A 19,427-nucleotide genomic window follows, 5' to 3' on the forward strand; every position below is an offset into this window, starting at 1 on the left:
CGGCATATCGCTCCTTCGGTGGAGAAGTGGAGGCGTCAAGCACCCCCACGATATGCCGCCTTTCCGATTCCCGCCGTCACCAACTTTGGGCGATAGCTCCGCGTTCAGCGACCAACAGCTTCCGAATTTTTCAACAGTTCTCAGTGTGCTCACCGCCATGGGCTTGCAGATCAAACTAGTTCCACGCACTGGCGGCAAGTGAGCGTCGAGGACATGATCAGGGCTCTCCAAAAGAAGCTCAATCTCGACTAGCGCGAGCCCGTTTCGGGAGAGCCGGTCCACGCTAGCGGGCCTCTGTGCTAGCAACTTGGCGTGCCGCGCGGATCGTGCGAAGAGCCTGCGCGAGCAAGCCAAGAAGCTCCCGCATGGACCGCAGCGGGAAGCCTTACTGCGTGAGCCCGACAAAACGATGTTGGCGCTCACATGACCTAATGGCTTATGTCACCCGGCTTGCAGCCGCCGGATTAAAGTGTAAGATTCAGGTGATTTGCGAAACCAAATGGGGGGGAGCGTGACGGCGCCAGACCTCGTTTTCATAATCACCATCGTTGGTTTGAGCGCTCTATCCACGGTCCTCGCGTATATGCTGGTGCTGAGCCTCTAAGGCGCCCGTAAATCTCCGAATGCACAGAGAGTAAGGCCGCCTCAGTTGGCGGGCCTCTTCTGCGGGTGCAGGTTCACGCTGGCGGGCCTATCACGTCGTACTCAAAGGCGACGCCCTCGGGGTCGTTCTCATCGAGCCATGGAATTTCAGTCGGACCCGTTGTAGATCTGTTCGAGGAGCCCGCGCCGGCTTCGATTTCATCGAGGATTTCCTCTCGTTGATAACGGTCTGCTTGATGGTATCACCACAGCGACGCTCTGGCGTGAGACACTCAGGTAACTACATCCTGAGGCGCGCGAACTGCATCGACGCATGCTCCGCCTCGCGAAGGGAGTCGCATGGGACGATGCTCAACAACGACTTACAGAACGCAGGCGTGAGCTTGCCGCGGTGGATCACAACGTTCTCGTGCCCCGTGGCGGCTCGAGCGCTCTGCCATTGCCGATTGTAGCCGCGCTGTTCATTGGACTTCACGTGGCAAGCGGCGAAGTCGGCGCCGCCCAGCGTGGCCAACTGCCAGGCATGTACCGGCAGCTTGGTATGGATGTGCACCCACATCGGATTTGGCATCCTACCACTGCGCAGCGCCTTGGGCTGCAGCTTGACCTCGAACAGCGTCGCTGGCTCGCTCTTCAAGGCGCGGGGTGAATCCACAGACGCAAGTTCTTCGGCCGCCTGCAATTGTTCAAGGTACTTCTGCGACGGAAACGCGTACGTCTTCATGCAATCGATCGTGATCGCCGCCTTTCGTGCGTTCAACGAGTTTGCCTGTCCCTGAACCTCGGACAACATCGTCTTAAGCCGGACTATTTTTCCGTGCACTTCAGGCAATTGCGCATGCGTGAGTAGGCCATGTCGGCGGGGCTCCTCCAGCGCGGCTACACAGTTCTTAATCTCGGCGGTCTGCGTCTCCAGGCGCTTAAGGACGAGATCCACGACGTGGTCGGCGTCCTCAGGCTTCATCTGGCGCGCTTGCGAGACGGCGCTTTGCTGAGCCGGCAGATCGAACTGCAGCAGCTCGTCCAATCGCTTGAGTAGTCCCGTCAGTGCGTTCCTGGAGGGCGGAGCCTGCCACATCGCCAGGTGCCCGGTCGCCGATGATGACGCCCTCGCGCGTGCCTCCTCCGCACTCGCGAGTTTCTTCGTACCCAGATCCGAGAGTACGATAACCTTGGCAGTAGAGGCTGTGGCAGCGTCGGGCCTAGCGAGCTGCGGCTCGCGCAGCCCGGCCGTTGAACTCCCCTCGCGTGCGGCCGGTGCGCGCTTGCCTTTCCCCTTCCTGCGCGCCGCGTGGTTCTCAGCCGCTAAGTCGGTCTTTTCCGATATCGCAGTCTGGGCAGGCGGCTCCACTTGCCTCTTTGGCTGCACTGCCAAAAGTCGCGTGACTTGGTGCGCGGTGACCCATGCACCTTCCACGATCTGGTCCAACTGTTCCAATGGAAGGTCGGCATCCGTTCCAGCATCCCTTAGCCTGGCAACGATACGTTCCACCTCTGAGGCAAATTCCGAATGCCGTTCCATGACTCCTTCCAGAACGGTGCAGTGCTCTGCGTCGAGTGGCTCTCCGTCCTTGTTCAGAACGGCTTTGTACGTCGAGACGAATGCCGGAAAAGCATCCTGGATATAGGTCCCGAGCAGACGCACCCGCCCGTTCTCATCCATGAGGGCGTCCCTCACGGCTGGTTCAAACGTGCTCGCCTGAGACTCAATCAGAAGCTTCGCGAGCTTAATCCGCGATTCCAGATACAAGCACCCATCATAAAGTGCCGAGCCGGTGTGCAGGCGTAGTGCGGCTTCGTTGGCCTTCCGCATCTCGGGCGTCGTGCTTGGCAAGTTGGCAGTGGTCTCGCAGGCGGACTGCATCCGTTCCGAGCGCAACAGCTTCTTTCCCCACCACTCGATGACAGGCACATGGTCCTTCACCATACTGGAAGCCACTCGGCTCAGCTGGTCGGGGGTAGCGTTGGATTCGAAAATCCGCTGGAACAGGCGTGCCGATTCCTGTCTGCGCTTTTCCAAGGCGAGGATAATCGCCGAGCCCACAGTCTTGCCTTGATTCCCCGCATGGAGCACGGCATAGCAGTATTGACGGGCCTCAGCGTCGGACAGAATGCTCCGCGCCACGGCCGGGCGCACGCTCGCGTAGTACTCCAGAACTGCCGAGCCTGCTTTGACGAATCGATCGATCAGCTCTAGCGTCTCCTCCAGCCCGGCATCCTCGCCCGGCTGAGCGCAAGCGCCAAGTTCCTCACGCAGGCGGTCCATGTGTCGCCTTGTTGCGTTGATTTCTTCCTCTGACGAGGAAATGGAGACTGCCACACCGGAAGTTGGCGGCTGGCTCGCGACCGGCGCCGTGTCTCCACCCTCAGACACTGAGGGAAAGCCGCGCCGCCGCGCAGTGACTGCAGGTGGCGCAGCGGCTGCACGTGCCGCAGCGCCTAGGATTCGATCTGGGCCAATGGAGGGACCGGAAGACCCGTCGCCAAGGGCATCGTCGGCACCGCGCGCCGTGCTAGCGGACGGCGTCCCTCTATCTTGGGGCCCAGAGCGCATCCGCTCCACGACGGAATCGAACGATTGACTGCCTTCCCCAGGGGCTAGACTTGAGTGCAAGCGTGAACTGCTCGATCCGGCTCCAGCATCCCCAATGCGCGATCTGCCAGATCGGCCAATGCCCGTCATATTCCATCTCCACTCAAGTCGAGAATGCGTAGCCTGTCTGGATAGACAGGCTGGCTGACGAGTAGCTGACGAAGGGCGTTTTTCCGGTTGCACAGGAAACCCACATCGCCGTGGATCGTGGTCGAGTAGCTAGGCCATTTGGCTTTGCCCTCACACATCCGAGCAGACGGCTTGGCGAGTAGGCCGGCGGAATCTCACCGCCGGGCTGTCATGGATGCCAGCGTGAGACTCTCCGTCACTGGGCTCCCATCAGGCGAACGAGCCGCGTGTGCCGGTCTTACATTGTGCAAAAACCCGGGACGTTCGCGACATAGCCGTTCGAGAACGCGGCCGGTCTTCGCCTTGCGACCCATAAAGCGTTTGGACCTCCGCATCATCCAAGCCTCGATTGTCTGATTGACGTATCGGAGGATTGCCCCAGAGGCGCCCGCCTGAATCGACCGTAATACACAATCCCCGCCCCCAGGAGCGGATTGAGCTGCCGAGCGATGTCACCATTGACACATGGGTCCGTTTTCGGAGGTCCAAATCCCGGATTGCCACCCGCATAAACTTCACCGCCGAAGCGCTGAGCCGAGGCAGAAAACTGCAAAATTCTTTGCCCGTCGCGGCCGGAAGCCCTAGCCGAGGAAGTCAAACTTGACGTTCCGAACCGGGCATCTCTCACGCGCGAGGAGCACTATCCGGCGCGAGCGCTTCCTTCAAGTTCACTAGTGAACCGGCCCCTAGAATAGCGAAATACCAGTCGGTTCCGCCAGCTTTCATCGTTCCGAATCGCCTTGTCCCACAGCCAATCTTCGAACAGCGCGCTCCAGGTAATACGAGGGATCATCGTCAGACGAAATCCGTCTCGCAGCTCTCTTGACCATCGCTATCCTCGACTTTGGAAAGATACTTTGTAGGCCTGTCTACTCGGTGCCACTGGTCGTTCTCGTTCTCCGTCCACACTTTGGGATGCTGTTGAGGATCAAGCACCCAGTTTTTGCGCCCGCCATGAACAAGACCCATTCCCGCTAGACGGGGTTCCATACCTCCTGCGCCAGGACGTGATAAGACCAACGGATGATCGCCGTCCATGCGCAGTTCATGCTCCAGCAGGATATTGCCCGCGTACTCGTCGAGCGGATGAGTAACGCGTACATCTACCAGGGACGTGATGACGTTACGCCCGAACTGTTGGCGAAACTGGTCGCCCTCGATCCGGACTGAGCCTCCGGCTCACAGTTTCGTCACCCGACCTGATAGCTGAAAAATCGCGCCGGCTTATCCGGATCACCGTAAGTACTGGAATAGCCTTCACCGGCAGTTGCAGCCCGCTCGGCTTTCTCCGACAAAATCCGAATACTCCTGCGGGTTACTGGCGATGTGCATGATGTCACTGGACAAGACTGTCTCACTTTGCGCATGGAAGATTCTCGGTCGACGATCTTGATAATGGGCGGATTGGAACGCAAGGAGTATTGCGACGCGCCTGCCGACGACGATCCACCTCGCTCCAGGCCGGCAACCGCTTCCGCAAAACGGATCCACCGATTCTGCCATACATCAGATCGCTCCCGCATTGGCAAAGTGCACGCGATTGAGCTCGTGCGCGGCAAGCTTTGCCAGGAGGATATACAGCTTAGCTGACCACAACGTGACCAAAGCAGCTGTCCGCGCTCCAATGCGCCGGCCAAGCACTCTGCGGAAGACTTATTGGCCGTCAAGCTCTCTAGGACCGGGGCGCTTCGGCTCAGACGGGACAACTTGCAGACGCCGGTCATGCACCATGCGATTTCCTGAGCAAGTCGCCCACCGATTCCGAGATGCTGCACATTCTGATCAGACGTAGAATGTCGATCAGAACAACATTTTTCTCACGTCCGGATGGAGCAAAACCGACATTGCTGGGCGAGTGACCATGACTGGGTTTGCTAGTCCAGAAGAGTCGGTGCCCAATGTGAGCCTTGCAGGAAGACGCCGTCATGCAAAATCACCAAAATCATCGCTCACCCTACCAGAGCTGCCACCGACAGATTGCGTTCGGTCATCAGAGCATCAGGTGCGACTAGGAGACTGAGACACAGACCTCAGACGTCTTGTCACTATCCAGGATGTGAATGCAATCTATCCAAAGAATTGATTTCACACTTCATGTGCTGCCGGGTAGGGAAAGCGCCGTGCATCACGCAACGTCGTAGGTTTGCTGTCGGCAAAGCTGCGATGAGTACGTGATCATGGACACCGCGATCGGATTGTAGGCACGGTTTTGCCCGGTGCGGCCAAGTTCATGTCACCCCCGTTTTTGGATTGTCCGGCCGTTGAGCAGTTCTTTCCAAAGCGTCTCGGTGATTTTATAAAAGTCAAAAAATAGGAAGGCGCGGCAGGACGGCCTCGTTATGGCGTTCTCCAGCTGAGCGTAGCCGCGCTTGGCCATCACTGTCGCTCCGGTGATCGGAGCACGAAGGAGGCTCACCTTTTTGGCCGAATGAGGAAGTTCGTTGCTCAAGCACGGAACGCCTGCCCGCGTGTGAGGCTTTGCAAATTGAGGGCCGCGATGCAAATCGCATATCATCGCTGCTCCCCCATCAAACCTGCGGCCGTGCGGCTGCGCTCGCCATCGGAAGCATCGATCGTGATGAGGAGATTTAGATCCAGACCATGGAACGGCATTGTCACTAATCCGCCTTGTGAATGCATCGAACCAAACCATCGATTTCACCAATCAATGTGTTCTCGGCAATCATCTCGACTTCACGATGTCGGCGACAACTGCCGCGATTGTTCCGGCGCCGAGCGGGTGCTGCCCGCCTATCGATGCATTGTATTGATTGCCGCCTACGCCCCGGTGGAAAGAGCACATTCGACGTCACCAAGATTCACGCGCGCCACGTGAGACAGTAAACAACGCCAGTCGAGCTCACAATGGAATCCCGATCCAATATGCGATTCGCCAGTACCGCAGCTCTTCGTCTATTCCGGATTCCAATGCTTACGCTGAGGCCGGACTGTTCAATTCCGCTCGGGGGTGGCGTGACGTGGTGGGTGTCTTGGCGTGACTTGATAGGAGGTCCTGGAATGCGAACGCTACTCGTTGATCATGAGAGGGACCCCGCGCGCGTTGTACAAGATGCGCTCTCCGATTGCGGTTTTGCCGTTGACGTAGCGTGCACCCTGGACGAGGCCGCCGCCGCTTTTTCTTGCGCCAGCTATGACATTCTCTTGCTCGAGTTGGTTCTACCGGATGGAGACGGCTTGGATTGGCTGAAGCAGTTGAGACGTGACGGACATTCGATGCCTGCCGTGATGATGAGTAACTTCAATGAGCTCGGTAGGCGGATAGCGCTATTTAATGGCGGTGCGGACGACTTCCTGCCCAAGCCCGTATCTACTGATGAACTCATCGCACGAATGCGCGCTACTCTGCGCCGGTCAACGCAAATGACGGCCCCCATTGTTACCTTTGGCAATCTACGGTTCGATTCGATCGGTCGGCAAGCGACGGTCAATGGTCGACCACTGAAGATTGCCCGCCGCGAGGTGTGCATTCTTGAACATCTGCTCAGCCGCGCCGGCCGCACTGTGGCTCGTGCGTCATTGGAGGATAGCCTCTATGCATTTGACGACGAAGTCTCAACCAATGCGCTTGAGGTCGGAATCTATCGTTTGCGCGGTCATTTGAGTCGGTCCGGTGCGACGCTACGGATCAAAACCGCGCGCGGGATCGGCTACGTCCTTGAATTGAAAGGCGCGGCATCGACCGCGTAGTTAATTGAACTTGAAAGAAACGACCATCTTGAGCATCATTCTTGACAAGCATGCTGGCGTCACTCGAGGATCGATCGCCGCCAACGGCCTTTCGTCCACATTTCTTCCTTGTCTTTGGCAGCTTTTGTGCGTGGTCATCCTGCTATTCCCGGCTGCGGCCGTAGCTCAGATCAAGCGGGATGATGGAAGTGGGCCGCAGCGTACGGCTGCCGACGGCATTAGCGCAACGCTGACCCTTTCCTCTTCGCTAGGTAAGACGATTCACCTGCCAGCGCCAGCCGCGAGCATCTTTGTCGCAGATCCTACGGTCGCGGACTATCAGGCACCTTCGAACAGGACCATCTTTGTTTTCGGCAAAAAATCCGGTCGGACCACCTTGTTCGCACTGAACGAGGCCGGGGAGGCTCTCGCTGAGCTGCGTGTTGTCGTCACCCAGCCGATCGAGGATCTGCGCGCCACGCTGAAAGCCCAGGTCGGCGACTATCCCATCCAGGTAAGCTACACCCCGCGCGGGGCCATCCTTAGCGGTACGGCGCCCAATGCGGAGATCGTCGATATAGCGATGAAAGTGACCGAGCAGTTTCTTGGGTCTGGTGCGCTCGTCGTGAACAAGATTCAGGTGGCGGGGTCATTGCAGGTGAATCTGAGCGTGCGGGTGGCGGAGGTCTCCCGGAGCGCCATGAAGGAGCTCGGCGTCAACCTCTCCGCTTCCGGTCAAGCTGGCCCTTTCACTGTCGGCTTGGTCAGTGGCAGTGGTGGTGGATACGGCGCGGCGCAGGGCGGCGGTACGGCGAAGATGGGGGTCAACACTGGCCATGTGAACGTCAGCGCTATGCTCGATGCACTGGCTCACGAGCGCCTCGCTTCCGTACTCGCTGAACCGAACCTCACCGCAATGTCAGGCGAATCCGCCAGCTTCCTCGCCGGCGGCGAATTTCCCATTCCGGTGTTGCAGGACAATCGGCAGGTCTCTGTCGAGTTCCGTCACTTCGGCGTCAGCCTGGAGTTTGTGCCGACCGTTCTCAGTAACAATCAGATCAATATCCGCGTGAAGCCTGAAGTCAGCGAACTATCGTCACAAGGTGCTGTCAACATCAACGGCATCTCCGTGCCGGCTCTCTCCACCCGGCGTGCAAACACGGTTGTCGAGCTCGCCAGCGGCCAGAGCTTTGCAATTGGTGGGCTTATCCGGCGCAACTTCAGCACTGAGATCACGACTTTCCCTTGGCTCGGCGACGTTCCGATTCTTGGTGCGCTATTTCGCTCATCGTCATTTCAACAGGATGAGACGGAACTCGTGATCATCGTCACGCCTTACGTCGTGCGGCCAAGATCGAACTCGAAGCAGATGAGTGCGCCCACCGACCGCATCGCTCCGCCCTCAGACCTCGCGCGCAGTCTGACGAACACATTGGCAACGCGCTCGCCTGTTCGCGGTACTCCCCCGATAAGCGTACCAGGCGCGACAAGGGGCACCGGCCACACCATCGAATGAGGATCGACCAATGAGATTACGATTCGTGCGCCCCTTCATCGGTCTGACGGCCAGTCTAGGTGGCTGCGCAAGCACCGCGCCGACTTACCTCGAGCCGACCGCGCAAGCGATCCTGGTTGAACAAGAGAAGAACGTCTTACTGTTACAGACCCTTGGAGGGCCCGAACGGCAGCGTCTGCGTTACTTCATAGCGAGTACCAGTCGCGGTCGGTACGACACGCTCCATCTTGATATCGTCGGCTCACGTCGGCTCGGGGCGCAGATAGCAGCTGAGGCCCGCGCAGTGGGCGTCGACGCTCACAACATCCGCCTGTACGGTCCATTCATCGATAGGCGTGATGGCTCTGCCGCCCGAATCGAGGCGATTACGTACGAGGCGCGCCCTCCCGTTTGTCCGTCGATTGCGATCGTCGGCCCTTCAGTGAACGACAATTCTTTCGATCCGACGCTTGGCTGCTCGATCCGCAACAACTTGGCCGGCATGGTCAACGATCCGCGCGACTTGATTGACAATCAGGCCGTTGTGCCGAGTGATGGCAATCGTGCGGCCATTCCCGTTGCCACATACAAAACCTTCGCGACCGGCAATAACAGCAACTTGGGTATGGCTAACAACAAGCTGCCGTCAGATCCCACGTCTGCCGGCACCCAGACCGTGCAGCCCTCTCGATAGCGAGAACATCAGTCATTCGATGCGACCTCATTCACAACACGAACTAGACTTGGCCGGCGGCAAAGAGTGCTTTTGCGACAGCCTCGAAGTACTGGACAGGAATGGAATTGCCAAGGCTAGTGTTGTGGATTAGCTCACGGACCAGGACGTGATCTTCGACGATACTGAGACGAAGGCGCCTCGCTTCATCAAAGAGCCGTGAAGCCGCCTCCCCGTCGCCGCGGCAAACCAGGACCGGGACGCCCGTTTCGCCACGGATGTAGCGTACCCCGACCAGCAGCTCGCGCCCAGTCAAGATCAATGTCGCGCGACTCACGCCGAGAGGAGACTCGCTCGCCTGCTCCCGCCGAAGGCGTCGGTGTTCGCGTTTCACCTCCGGATTGCCTTGCTGCTCCTTGTCCTCGCGCTTCATATCGCTCTTAGTCATGCGCATGCCGCGCAAGAACAACCAACGCTGGATGAGGAGATCGACCAATCCGCCGATAAGAAATGCACCACTTGCAATCCCGATCAACAGTTTCACTTGAATGAACACGAACTCGAAGCAGCCCGTGCCGCAAACCGGCAGATAGACCAGTGTCTTCCACGCGCCGACAACGACGAGGACAAAGATCGCGCCGAGGCAGAAGACCTTGAACAAAGTCTTGCCAAGCTCGATGAGGGAACGCAAAGAGGCGATGCGCTTCAGTCCGTTGATGGGATCAATGTTCTCGAATTTCGGCGTCATCGGCTCGGAGGAGAACACTAATCCACCATTGGCTAGGACCGTCGTCAGAATTGCGCAGGTGACCATACTCCCAAGAAGCGGGCCAACGATTCCCAGTGCAAGTTCGGGCAAGACGCCGAGCGCAAGATCGACCGCAATATTGAACGGCTTATCAAGCAGCTTGTCAGTCAGCATGAGCGCTTGACGACATTTGTCGTAGATGGAACTCGCTTCTAACCAGACATAACCGAGACCGGCGCAAGCGCTGAGGGCCCTGACTAGATCCGTGCTATGCGGAACCACGCCTTTCTTGCGCGAGTCGCTTAGCTTCTTTTCAGTGGGGGCGAGCGTTTTCTCTTCGCTCGTGTCGCTCACTTCAGTTTCCTCTCAAGCCTCTCCAGCTCTCGGCTCGACTGCATGATTTCGGCTTGCATGTATTCGATGAGGTAGAGCGTATAAGTCACCATGACGATCGCAAAACCTATATTCTTGATCGTCAACGATAGGTCCCGCGGGTTGAATTGCGGCGCAAAGCGCCCGAGCAGAAGCGCTGATATGTCGGCCAGCAAGAGGAAAGCTACCACAGGTCCAGAGACCAGGACGGCGGTACGTATGATGCTGTCGAGCACGCCCCACAACTCCAGCGTCCCTCGCATGCTCAGCGTGGGTCCAAGCTGATAAGCCGGCCAAACCAGATAGCTGCCGTAAAGCCCGCTGATCATGGTTTGCAGGCCCCCCGATACGACGAAGATCGTGGTCGCGGTGGTCCCGATAAGAAGTCCCGTCGCCGAAGCCTGACTGCGTGTCGCGGGATCGGCGGGAGTGACCACGCTGCTGATGCCCCGTTGCGCGTCGATGAACTCGCCGACGGCCTGAAGACTCCAGAGGGGAATACTGAGGAGGGCGCCGATCAGTAGGCCGACACACGTCTCCTTAAGACCGAGTAGCGCGATCTTGAGCAGACGAGTGTCCGGATCTAGCTCCTTCAGGCCATCGGCGATGTGCGCCAAGTATGGTAGTTCGAGCGCGACGGCAAGGCAACCGCGGATCAGGCCGCCGATCTGCGGACGCGTAAATACCGGAAGCACCAGCATGATGCCCACGGGGCGGGCCGCACCAAGGCCGGCAGCAACGACGAGTTCGATGGTCGCCTGGATCAGACTTTGCGTGTCGGCGGTTGACAGATCATACATGACGGCTGCTGCTAGTAGCCCGTCGTGAGCGCGGGAAAATCAGTAAAGATCTGCTTGGCTTGTTCGATGAGCGGGGCGCTCAGCACCGGAGCAAACAAACCTATAATCCCAACAATGACCAAAAGCTTCACAGTCAGTGGCAATGTCTGATCCTGGATCTGCGTTGCCGCCTGGATGATGCCGATGATGGTTTCGGCGACCGCCGCTGCAATGAGCGGAGGCAGAACCCAGGTCATGAAAAGCACCAGTGATCGGCTCATAAAAGGGAGAATAGTGGCCTCATCCATGCTCACCCTCCAGGTGTTGAATAGCTCAGCACCAGCCCGTGCATAAGCCGCGACCAGCCGTCAATCGCCACGAACAGAAACAGCTTGAAAGGAACTGAGATCACTGTCGGAGACACCATTGACATGCCCATGGCCATCAGAATGGTCGTTACGATCAGATCGATAGTGATAAACGGAAGGTATAGTAAAAACCCGATTTCGAAGGCACGCTTGAGTTCTGAGATTAGAAAAGATGGGACGAGAATGACAAAATCATCGGCTGTCGCTCTGCCGCGCATCTCTTCCGGCCAGACACGCTCGGTCGAGGACAGGAAGAAGCCTCGCTGTTCTTCATTGGTGAAGTTCTTGAGATAGCCTCGCAGCGGCTCCTGCCCCACTTTCGCGGCGGCTACCCAATCCTCGAGCGTTTGATAGCGGAGCTGCAGATCGGCGACTCGATTGTAGCTCTGCTCAAAGACGGGGGCGCTCGTGAAGGCGGTGAGCATCAATGCTGCGCCGTATAGAACGATGTTCGGTGGAATCGATTGGGTCCCAAGCGCATTGCGAACGAGGAAGAGAACGACAGATACCTTTACGAACGCCGTGGTCGTGACGACAGCGAAGACCAACAAGCCGAGCGCGGCCGTTACCGCAAGAAGCGGCAGTATTGCTGGTTCAATGTTAGTCATTGCCCGCTAACCCGCCACGCAGTCTAACGCCGAGCTCGTCCCCAATACGTACTATGTCGCCACTCCCGATACGTACGCCGTTTGCAAGGATATCGACCGGGCCGTCGACCGGCCGGCCAAGTTCGAATACATATCCTTTGCTGATGCTTCTCAGGGCTCCCAGCGTGATGGGCCATCGGCCGCATTCAAAGACAAGCGAAATCTCAATATCGTCGAGATCGGCTTCCGAAGGCGACTGCTGTAAACCGGGCAGTGTCGTCATATGCGCATACTCCAGAGGGCGCGGCCGCAAGCGAAACGGTCCGTGCAGAATCAGGCGGGTGCCAGTGACATCTGCCGCGGCCCATAACGGGCCGGCAGTGAGGATGATCTGACCGCGGGCGAATGGCATTACATCCGGCAGCAAAGCGTCGCCCTCACGTGTTTTGCGAAGAAGCGAGGCTGACGCCCGGAGGGAGCCGATCTCTCCTGCAATTGTAACGGGTAGCTGTGCGGGGACCTCACACAACTGTCGCGGCAATTGGCCGAGCAGCTCGCCTAAGGCGCGGAACGCCGGCGGTATCGGTCCGTCAAGAGGCGAGAAAAGAAATAGGCGACCTTTGCCCCTGACCGGACCGTAGATGATGTCGAGTTCGATATAAGGCCCGTTCTTCTCGGCCTTTCCAACATGAAGGAGTCGCAGTTGCTGCTCTGTCTCAGTCTCCAGGTGCGCGAGCAACGATTCAATTGCAAGTTCGAGAACCAGCGAACGACTTGGCTCGGAAAGTAAAGCTAGGCCACTCTGTACTGTCGAGATCAAGACCTCCGCAAGCGCATGCGGTATCGACAACACGAGCGCATCATCACCGAGGCGCCAAACGCAATCGAGCATCGACAGAGCCGGAGGTTCCTCCTGCCACACAAGTCGTTCCAGTCGCACCGATAGCGGCTTGTCGCAAAGATTACTCCGCAAAGAGGCGGAGGGCCGCACGTTTCTGTTGAGCCATGAGACGAGACTCTGGGTTAGACGCTGGCTCGGCTCGTACTTCGCGTATGCGTTCGCGCGAGTTGCAGGAGGCGACTGTACAGGGCAGCGCATTTGGTTCCCAACTGGACTAGCGGTCATCAAATTGAACCGCCCGCCACCAGCGTGGGCAAACCCCTCCCATGGCGAAGCAAGACTTCATCATCAGCCTCTAGCTCGGCTGTTACTTCCGAATGGGTATCGGCCGCACGCCGGACGTCGGTCTCGATTTGTCGCCATTTATGAGTCGCTGCGGAACGCTTCGCCCAGTGCGCACGCCTCTCGGATGCCGCTGTCTCGGCCTGCTTCTGAGTGATACGCGCCTCCTCAAGTGTGCGGCGTTTCGAGCTGATCTCAATCGCTAGCCTCTCAAGAGTGAGCTGGCAATGATCGAGTTCAACGACGGACAAGGTACCGACCGACATCAACTGCTGGTAAACCTCCGCCTGGGCCTCTGTATGGTGCTTTTCAGCAATTCCAAGTTCCTGCCATGCGTGCTCCGCGGCCGAGGTCGCGATATGACGCTTGGCTTCCATATTGGACAACTCACTACGAGCACTACGCTCGCGCATATCCTTCACTTGCCGCAAGCTCGAAACGTGTATGCAACTCATGCGGTCAGACGGCACATCCATGTGACGGTTTCCTCAAAAGTGGACGCATCGTTTTCACCCTGGCGTAAAAACTCGCGCAGATCATCGATCGAAGCGACAGCTCGGTCCGTCAGCGGATCGCTGCCTTGCTTGTATTCGCCAACCTTGATCAAAAATTCGGCCTCTGCATGACGGGAGATAAGATCACGGAAGAGGGATGCTGCCTTGCGATGCGGTGCAGATACGACGGCATCCATGACGCGACTGCGGCTCGACAGTACGTCGATGGCGGGGAAATGCGCCCGCGCCGCGAGAGAGCGTGAAAGAACGATATGACCATCGAGAATGCCACGCGTTTCCTCGGCGATTGGATCGCCCGTGCCGTCACCTTCCACAAGCACGGTATAGAAGGCGGTGATTGAGCCACGCTCACTCATACCAGCGCGCTCCAGCAAACCTGGCAACATTGCAAAGACAGAGGGAGGAAAGCCCCGGCGAGTCGGTGGCTCACCGGCAGCAAGCCCGATCTCCCGCATAGCGCGGCTAAATCGCGTCAATGAATCCATCATCAGAACGACGCGCAGGCCTTGATCGCGAAAATATTCGGCGAGCGCGGTTGCCGTATAAGCACATTGCGCCCGCTCCGTCGCTGAGCGATCGGAGGTCTCAACGACGACGACCGTGCGGCGGAGGGCAGTCTCCCCAAGATGCCGCTCGATGAATTCACGCACTTCGCGTCCACGCTCGCCTATCAGCGCAACCACGGTCACGTCAGCGACCGCGCCTTTTACGATCTGCGACAGTAACGTCGACTTGCCGCCACCAGGCTCTCCATAAATGCCGATGCGTTGGCCCTCGCCGCATGTCAGAAGACCATCCAAGACGCGAACACCGAGTGGCAGAGGGCGAGCGATGATGCACCTCGTCATTGGATTTGGCGCTTTGCCGCGCAGCGGGCGCGTCTCCATGGCTTTGACTGCGCCCTTGCCATCGAGTGGACGGCCGAAACTGTCGATCACCCGGCCAAGCAAATTGGGGCCGACCGGCACTTCGTGCATTCGGCCAGTGGCAACGACTTCTGCGCGGCCGGACATGCCTTGCAGGTCACCGATCGGCGTCAGCAACACCCCGTCCTGCAACAGACCGATCACCTCGGCCTCAAGCGACCATCCGGTGCGCGGATCCTTGAGCACACAAACTTCTCCAATACGAGCATCCGGCAAGACTGCATGGATCAACGTGCCGATCGCACGCGTGATCCGCCCGCGTACGGCACGCGTGTCCACATGGCTTGCCGTAGTTCGCAGACGCGCCAGCGCCGCGTGCAGAGTCCCATCTCCATCAGGACAGCTATGGTCTGGTCTCGGCGCCGTCACTATTCGTCTGCCTCATGATCTAACCCAAGCCCCAAACGCAATGCGCGGAGCTGCGCGTCAAGTCCGAGATGGATATTGCCAAATTCGCTCCACAGCACGCATTCGTTCGCTGACAGCGCCGGGTCCGGAATAATTCGGACTTCCGGCCGGTCCTCCCGTCCGTCGCAGGCAGCAAATTCGCGCGTAAGCGCATCAGCATCCATGGGGGACGCATGAAGGGACAGTTTCGGCCCGCCATATCTGTGCGAAATCGTGTGACGAACCGTCCTCACCAACATCTCGCCGGGATCGAAATCGCCCAGTAGATCAGTTACGATGTCCATCACGAGCGCTGACAGTTCCTGCTCCAGAACGGCCTTTCGTCGTGCCACTTCCGAGGCAGCCTGCGCGACCAGCTGTGCCATTTCCTCGGCGCCGGCCCTCACCCCCTCAGCATGGCCGCGCGCACGCTCCTTCTGATAAGCTCTGCGCGCCCAGCCGCGAACGCGCTTCAGATTGCGCTCGGCCACGGCACGCGCCTCGAGGGCGCTGTGCCAAATCTCGAGATCCCTCGCCGCTATGAGTGGCCCAAGGGGGCGGATCTGCGGAGCGACGGGCGGCGCAGTTTCGTCGTCTGTCATCCCGCTGGGGCCTCCCTCGCCAAATGGGCCAACACCGGCGAAAACAATTGGCCCGCGGCATCGCGGTGTTCAGTCGCCGGATTGTCGGCGGCCGTTCCGACAGCTAGGCGTAGAAGCACGCGGCGGCAATCAAGCGTTGACGCTTCATCGAGCCAAGCGCCGAGGCAGGCATGTCCATCGTCTTCAATCCCTAGCGCGAGTTGTTGAGGATCAGCAATTAATCTGGTCGAAACCGCATGCGCTGCATGTCGGATCCCGAAAGCCAGCACCTCGGTGCCGACGTGCTCGACCAGAACGGCGACATCATGCTTTGAAACCAGCCTTGTCAGCGAACGGGCATGCCAAATGCCGCCGGCGAGGAGGGCAGCCCTGCTCGGATCATGCCCGAGGAGAAGGTCTGGCCCGAAGTCACCTCCGTTCAAGCCCAGTTCATCTTCAAGCAGCAACGCTTGCAGTCTTATCTGCAGCCTAGGACTCTTCTGCAGTCGCACCAACGTCGCAGACGAGAGGTTCGCGTCAAGTCGCGCGGCAAGGCGGGTCGGATGAATCGTGGCAGCAAGCTTACGAATACCTACAGAGGCTAGTTTAAGCGGATCATGCCGCTCGGCAGACGGATTCGGTCTCGTCATGTCGGATACCACACTACGCCGCATTAGGCTTAATCGCTTTGCGAATCATCTCCATAGCAGAGACAGCCGAGCGCCCACCGACAGCGCTAACTTTCTGAGATGATTGCCTGCGCTGACGCCCACGAGCGCTCAGCAAGACGCAGGACAGCACGCCGAATACAGACCCGCCGAGACCCATGGCAACCGCAACCAATGGCGTCGAAATGACTCCAGATGCTTGGGCGAGACCAGCCGCAGCCGCCGGTCGCGGCTCTAGTGCGGGCCGCTCGACTGAGACGAAAACAACAGCCACCTTGTCATAGGTTAAGCCCTCGATGCTGTTGGCGACGAGCATTTTAATCTGCGGCAGCAAGATTGAGAGATTTGCCCTCGAGTCATGTCGGATGAAAACCGACGCCGAAGATGGCGTGGTGTCACGTCGCAACAGGTCGTTCTTTGGCAGAACAACGTGGACGCGCGCCGAGAGGACACCATCGATATCACTGATCGTGCGAGATAATTCCTCGCTCAGCGCATAGACGTAACGGGCGCGCTCCTCGATTGGCGAAGCAATCAGACCCGCCGCGCTGAACACTTCGCCTAGACTCTTGAAAGCGTGGCGCGGCAACCCTTCGCCATTCAGCAGGTCGATTGCGGAAGCAATCTGAGTCTGCTCGACCTGGATCGTGATAGTCCCGTCCTTAGCAGCAACGCGGAGCGCATCGACCCCGTTCTTGAGGAGGACCGCAAGCATCTCATTGGCCTCACGCTCCTGAACTTTCGTGTAGAGATCGGCTTTGCAACCAACCAGGGCAAGCAGGAGCGGCAGCAGAGCCACAAGTTGAAGCCGCTTGCGGAATGGGCGCGCCTGATCGCTTTCGCGATCGATTAAACCAATCATTTGCCCCACTCAGCCCGCCGATATCAGCTTATTCAGAGATGAACCGAGGCTACCGATACCATTTGAAATGAGTGTTACCTGGATGACGCTGTCAGAAACATCCTTCAGATTCGCCAACATCGCCTCGAAGTCACCTGCGCCACTGGGGGCGCCCGGCACACCTGCTTCCGCTTTGCCGGGTTGCAGCAAAAGGGGCTCCGACGTCGACCCGGTCTCCGCACCTTTTGGAACTGCATTGACCGGATACATCGCAGAAAGATTCTGGAGGATGCGATCGCCCAGCGGGCTCGCCTGTGTTGTTGCACGCGATACCTCGGATGTCGACGGAACCGCCGCCGCTCCCGTTACTGGAGGCGCAAGGTCTTGAACCGAAGCCGCTTGCAAGAGACTCTGCTGAAACTGGACCTGCTCGTCGACCGCTGTTGCCGAACAGGCCTTGGACAGGCCTTCTAGATTGTGAGAGATCGGCGCAGCGCCTAACATCATCATGGAAAGACTCGCTCTCATCGAGATGTGATACGACCAGCCGTTCAAGCCGATTAGCGGCTCAATGTCCTAGACAGGCCAGCTGACGACAAGCTGACGAGTTCGCCCGCACATCGCCATCTAAAGATCACGTTTCGCGTTCACGTACCGAACGTACTCCTGTTAGTTTAAGTCAAAGAGAACCATGAATGCTCATCCGATCCATAATCCCGCACGTTTTGAACGGAGTTCTGTGTGTCGCCGTTTTCGTTTCCGGCGGAACACAGATCGCGCGCAGCGCTCCCCTGTCGCTGCCCTCGACCCCTTATCGATATACGGTTCTGGATCAGGAGCTTTCTGCCGCGCTGCAGGAATTCGGCAACAACCTCAATATTAAAGTCACCATCAGCGCCGAGGTGAAGGGTCGGATTCGCGGGCACATGCCGGACCTGCCACCGCGCGAGTTCCTTGATCATCTGACTCAAGTCTACAATCTTCAATGGTATTACGATGGGCTCGTGCTTTACGTCTCTACCGCAAAGGAAGCGCAAACTCGTCTGCTTCTGCTAACCTCAATCAGCTGCGACGCGCTCAAGGCAACCCTCGATGCGCTCGCCATTTCCGACGAACGCTACATCATGAGATCGGCTCCGGGAAATGGCCTAGTCCTTGCGTCCGGTCCACCACGCTTCATCGCACTCGTGGATCAGACGCTCAATGGTCTCGTGGCGGAGGCGCAGGCGCGACCTCGCTCCATCGAGATGCCGTCTCGGGAATCTGTGCTGATGTTATATCGCGGCGCCTCCGCGACGATCGTTCGGGATGGGCGAACTGAAGCCCCGTACTCTTCAGACCTGCCGCGTCAGGAGGGTACCTTGCCTGCGCAAGGGCCGGGCCCAAGATGATACCGCTCAATCAGCCGTTACGCGGGGTGTGCAAGGAGGCTGGACCGATCGTCTGATCAGACGCCGCACAAGCAGGGCGAGACGAACGTGTCGTAAATCGGCTCCAGAACACGAGAATTGTCGCTGCGCGACCTTGTCCACCAGTATCGGGATATCCGGTGGTAGTGTGCGGGAGGTTCTGCAAAAGCTAGCGGCTGAAGCGGTCATAGTAAATCCGGTGCTTGCGAAGATCACCGCCCCTAGCGGAGCAAGGCCACCAAGACCGTGACGAAGATTAGGACGGATGGCTCTACCGTCAAACAGCTTATTGCGTCGGAAAGGGATCCTGAAACCGCTAATCCGGGGTGCGGTGCAGGAAGCTCTCGAAGCCACGATGGCGGAGGCGCTGGGCGAGGCGCGGCTGGGCTATCGCTCCGGCTACTATACCCGCTCGCTGATCACCCCGGGTGAAGGTGCCGCAGGACCGTCAGGGGCGGTTCTCGACCAAGCTGTTCAACGCTATCAGCGCTCGGAGAAGGCACTGGTGAGCTATCGCCAAATTTTGGTGACGGCCGGAGCCGGTCAGGCGGCGGCGGTTATGGGCTGGCGGTCGGTCGGCTTGGCGATGACCTCGATCCCATCATTGAATGTCACACCGACAACGAGTTTTGGCAACTGGTTGTGGCCATCGAGACGACGCCAGCTTCTCTGCGCGGCCTCGAGCAGTTTGAAGACCATCGCGAGTGCCGTCTTGTTGGACAGGCAGCCCTTCGATCGGATGGTGCGGTGGCGAACGGTGGCGAAGGTGCTTTCGATGGGGTTGGTCGTCCGCAAGTGTTTCCAGTGCTCGGCCGGGAAGTCGTAGAACGCCAGTAGCGTGTCTCGATCCTTGCTCAGGCAATCGGCGGCCTTCTCGTACTTC

Annotated in this window: 19 protein-coding genes; 5 read left to right on the plus strand and 14 right to left on the minus strand. The window is 58.6% G+C overall.

What is annotated here, in order from left to right; genetic code table 11:
* Positions 1-883: 883 nt before the first annotated feature.
* Positions 884-2,869 (minus strand): hypothetical protein, encoded by a 1,986-nt coding sequence (locus IVB42_RS05965; RefSeq protein WP_346732210.1) that lies wholly within the window; start codon positions 2,867-2,869, stop codon positions 884-886.
* 1,479 nt (positions 2,870-4,348) lie between these two features.
* Between IVB42_RS05965 and IVB42_RS05970 the strand changes: the two genes are divergently transcribed.
* A complete protein-coding gene (locus IVB42_RS05970) occupies positions 4,349-4,495 on the plus strand; it encodes a hypothetical protein (RefSeq protein ID WP_247469849.1) in 147 nt (48 codons plus the stop codon).
* Between the two features lie 1,063 nt (positions 4,496-5,558).
* Here IVB42_RS05970 and IVB42_RS05975 read toward each other — a convergent pair.
* Positions 5,559-5,774, minus strand: coding sequence for a hypothetical protein (locus tag IVB42_RS05975; protein WP_247335422.1), 216 nt, complete (start codon positions 5,772-5,774; stop codon positions 5,559-5,561).
* Positions 5,775-6,343: 569 nt separating this feature from the next.
* Between IVB42_RS05975 and IVB42_RS05980 the strand changes: the two genes are divergently transcribed.
* The 3 genes from IVB42_RS05980 (at position 6,344) to IVB42_RS05990 (ending at position 9,201) form a co-directional block, all read left to right on the plus strand.
* The gene (locus tag IVB42_RS05980; protein WP_018458359.1) at positions 6,344-7,033 is read left to right on the plus strand and encodes a response regulator transcription factor; all 690 of its coding nucleotides are present in this window, start codon (positions 6,344-6,346) and stop codon (positions 7,031-7,033) included.
* 73 nt (positions 7,034-7,106) lie between these two features.
* Entirely contained in the window at positions 7,107-8,528 is a 1,422-nt protein-coding gene (locus IVB42_RS05985; RefSeq protein WP_247335472.1) for a type II and III secretion system protein family protein, read from the plus strand.
* A gap of 10 nt (positions 8,529-8,538) precedes the next feature.
* On the plus strand, positions 8,539-9,201 hold the full coding sequence (locus tag IVB42_RS05990) for a CpaD family pilus assembly lipoprotein (RefSeq protein ID WP_018458361.1): 663 nt from the start codon (positions 8,539-8,541) through the stop codon (positions 9,199-9,201).
* A gap of 43 nt (positions 9,202-9,244) precedes the next feature.
* Here the strand turns inward: IVB42_RS05990 and IVB42_RS05995 are convergent, their stop codons facing one another.
* The 11 genes from IVB42_RS05995 to IVB42_RS06045 are packed head-to-tail and all read right to left on the minus strand — an operon-like array spanning position 9,245 to position 17,645.
* Complete coding sequence (locus IVB42_RS05995; RefSeq protein ID WP_247469851.1) at positions 9,245-10,282, minus strand: EscU/YscU/HrcU family type III secretion system export apparatus switch protein; 1,038 nt, start codon at positions 10,280-10,282, stop codon at positions 9,245-9,247.
* Entirely contained in the window at positions 10,279-11,100 is an 822-nt protein-coding gene (sctT, locus tag IVB42_RS06000) for a type III secretion system export apparatus subunit SctT (protein ID WP_247363756.1), read from the minus strand. Before sctT ends, IVB42_RS05995 begins: the two co-directional genes overlap by 4 nt.
* 11 nt (positions 11,101-11,111) lie before the next feature.
* Positions 11,112-11,387, minus strand: coding sequence for an EscS/YscS/HrcS family type III secretion system export apparatus protein (locus tag IVB42_RS06005; protein ID WP_018458364.1), 276 nt, complete (start codon positions 11,385-11,387; stop codon positions 11,112-11,114).
* A 2-nt stretch (positions 11,388-11,389) separates the two neighbouring features.
* Positions 11,390-12,055 (minus strand): type III secretion system export apparatus subunit SctR, encoded by a 666-nt coding sequence (sctR, locus tag IVB42_RS06010; protein ID WP_018458365.1) that lies wholly within the window; start codon positions 12,053-12,055, stop codon positions 11,390-11,392.
* Positions 12,048-13,133, minus strand: coding sequence for a type III secretion system cytoplasmic ring protein SctQ (gene sctQ / locus IVB42_RS06015; RefSeq protein ID WP_051113044.1), 1,086 nt, complete (start codon positions 13,131-13,133; stop codon positions 12,048-12,050). Before sctQ ends, sctR begins: the two co-directional genes overlap by 8 nt.
* A gap of 26 nt (positions 13,134-13,159) precedes the next feature.
* Positions 13,160-13,693, minus strand: coding sequence for a hypothetical protein (locus tag IVB42_RS06020; protein ID WP_247282067.1), 534 nt, complete (start codon positions 13,691-13,693; stop codon positions 13,160-13,162).
* A complete protein-coding gene (gene sctN, locus IVB42_RS06025) occupies positions 13,669-14,979 on the minus strand; it encodes a type III secretion system ATPase SctN (protein ID WP_083926521.1) in 1,311 nt (436 codons plus the stop codon). Before sctN ends, IVB42_RS06020 begins: the two co-directional genes overlap by 25 nt.
* 47 nt (positions 14,980-15,026) lie before the next feature.
* A complete protein-coding gene (sctL, locus tag IVB42_RS06030) occupies positions 15,027-15,647 on the minus strand; it encodes a type III secretion system stator protein SctL (protein ID WP_018458369.1) in 621 nt (206 codons plus the stop codon).
* The gene (locus tag IVB42_RS06035; protein WP_157643061.1) at positions 15,644-16,276 is read right to left on the minus strand and encodes a nodulation protein NolU; all 633 of its coding nucleotides are present in this window, start codon (positions 16,274-16,276) and stop codon (positions 15,644-15,646) included. The genes sctL and IVB42_RS06035 overlap by 4 nt, the downstream gene beginning before the upstream one ends.
* Before the next feature lie 13 nt (positions 16,277-16,289).
* Entirely contained in the window at positions 16,290-17,156 is an 867-nt protein-coding gene (sctJ, locus tag IVB42_RS06040; protein ID WP_018458371.1) for a type III secretion inner membrane ring lipoprotein SctJ, read from the minus strand.
* 9 nt (positions 17,157-17,165) lie between these two features.
* Positions 17,166-17,645: a nodulation protein NolB gene (locus IVB42_RS06045; protein ID WP_247282066.1), complete on the minus strand. Its 480-nt coding sequence runs from the start codon at positions 17,643-17,645 to the stop codon at positions 17,166-17,168.
* A 185-nt stretch (positions 17,646-17,830) separates the two neighbouring features.
* Between IVB42_RS06045 and IVB42_RS06050 the strand changes: the two genes are divergently transcribed.
* On the plus strand, positions 17,831-18,526 hold the full coding sequence (locus IVB42_RS06050) for a nodulation protein NolW (protein WP_247282065.1): 696 nt from the start codon (positions 17,831-17,833) through the stop codon (positions 18,524-18,526).
* 561 nt (positions 18,527-19,087) lie between these two features.
* Here IVB42_RS06050 and IVB42_RS06055 read toward each other — a convergent pair.
* Positions 19,088-19,427, minus strand: a 340-nt coding sequence (locus IVB42_RS06055) for a transposase (protein ID WP_247469853.1), incomplete at its 5' end; no start/stop codon positions are given.

The sequence above is a fragment of the Bradyrhizobium sp. 45 genome, from assembly GCF_023073155.1.
In the GTDB taxonomy this organism is placed as follows: domain Bacteria; phylum Pseudomonadota; class Alphaproteobacteria; order Rhizobiales; family Xanthobacteraceae; genus Bradyrhizobium; species Bradyrhizobium canariense_D.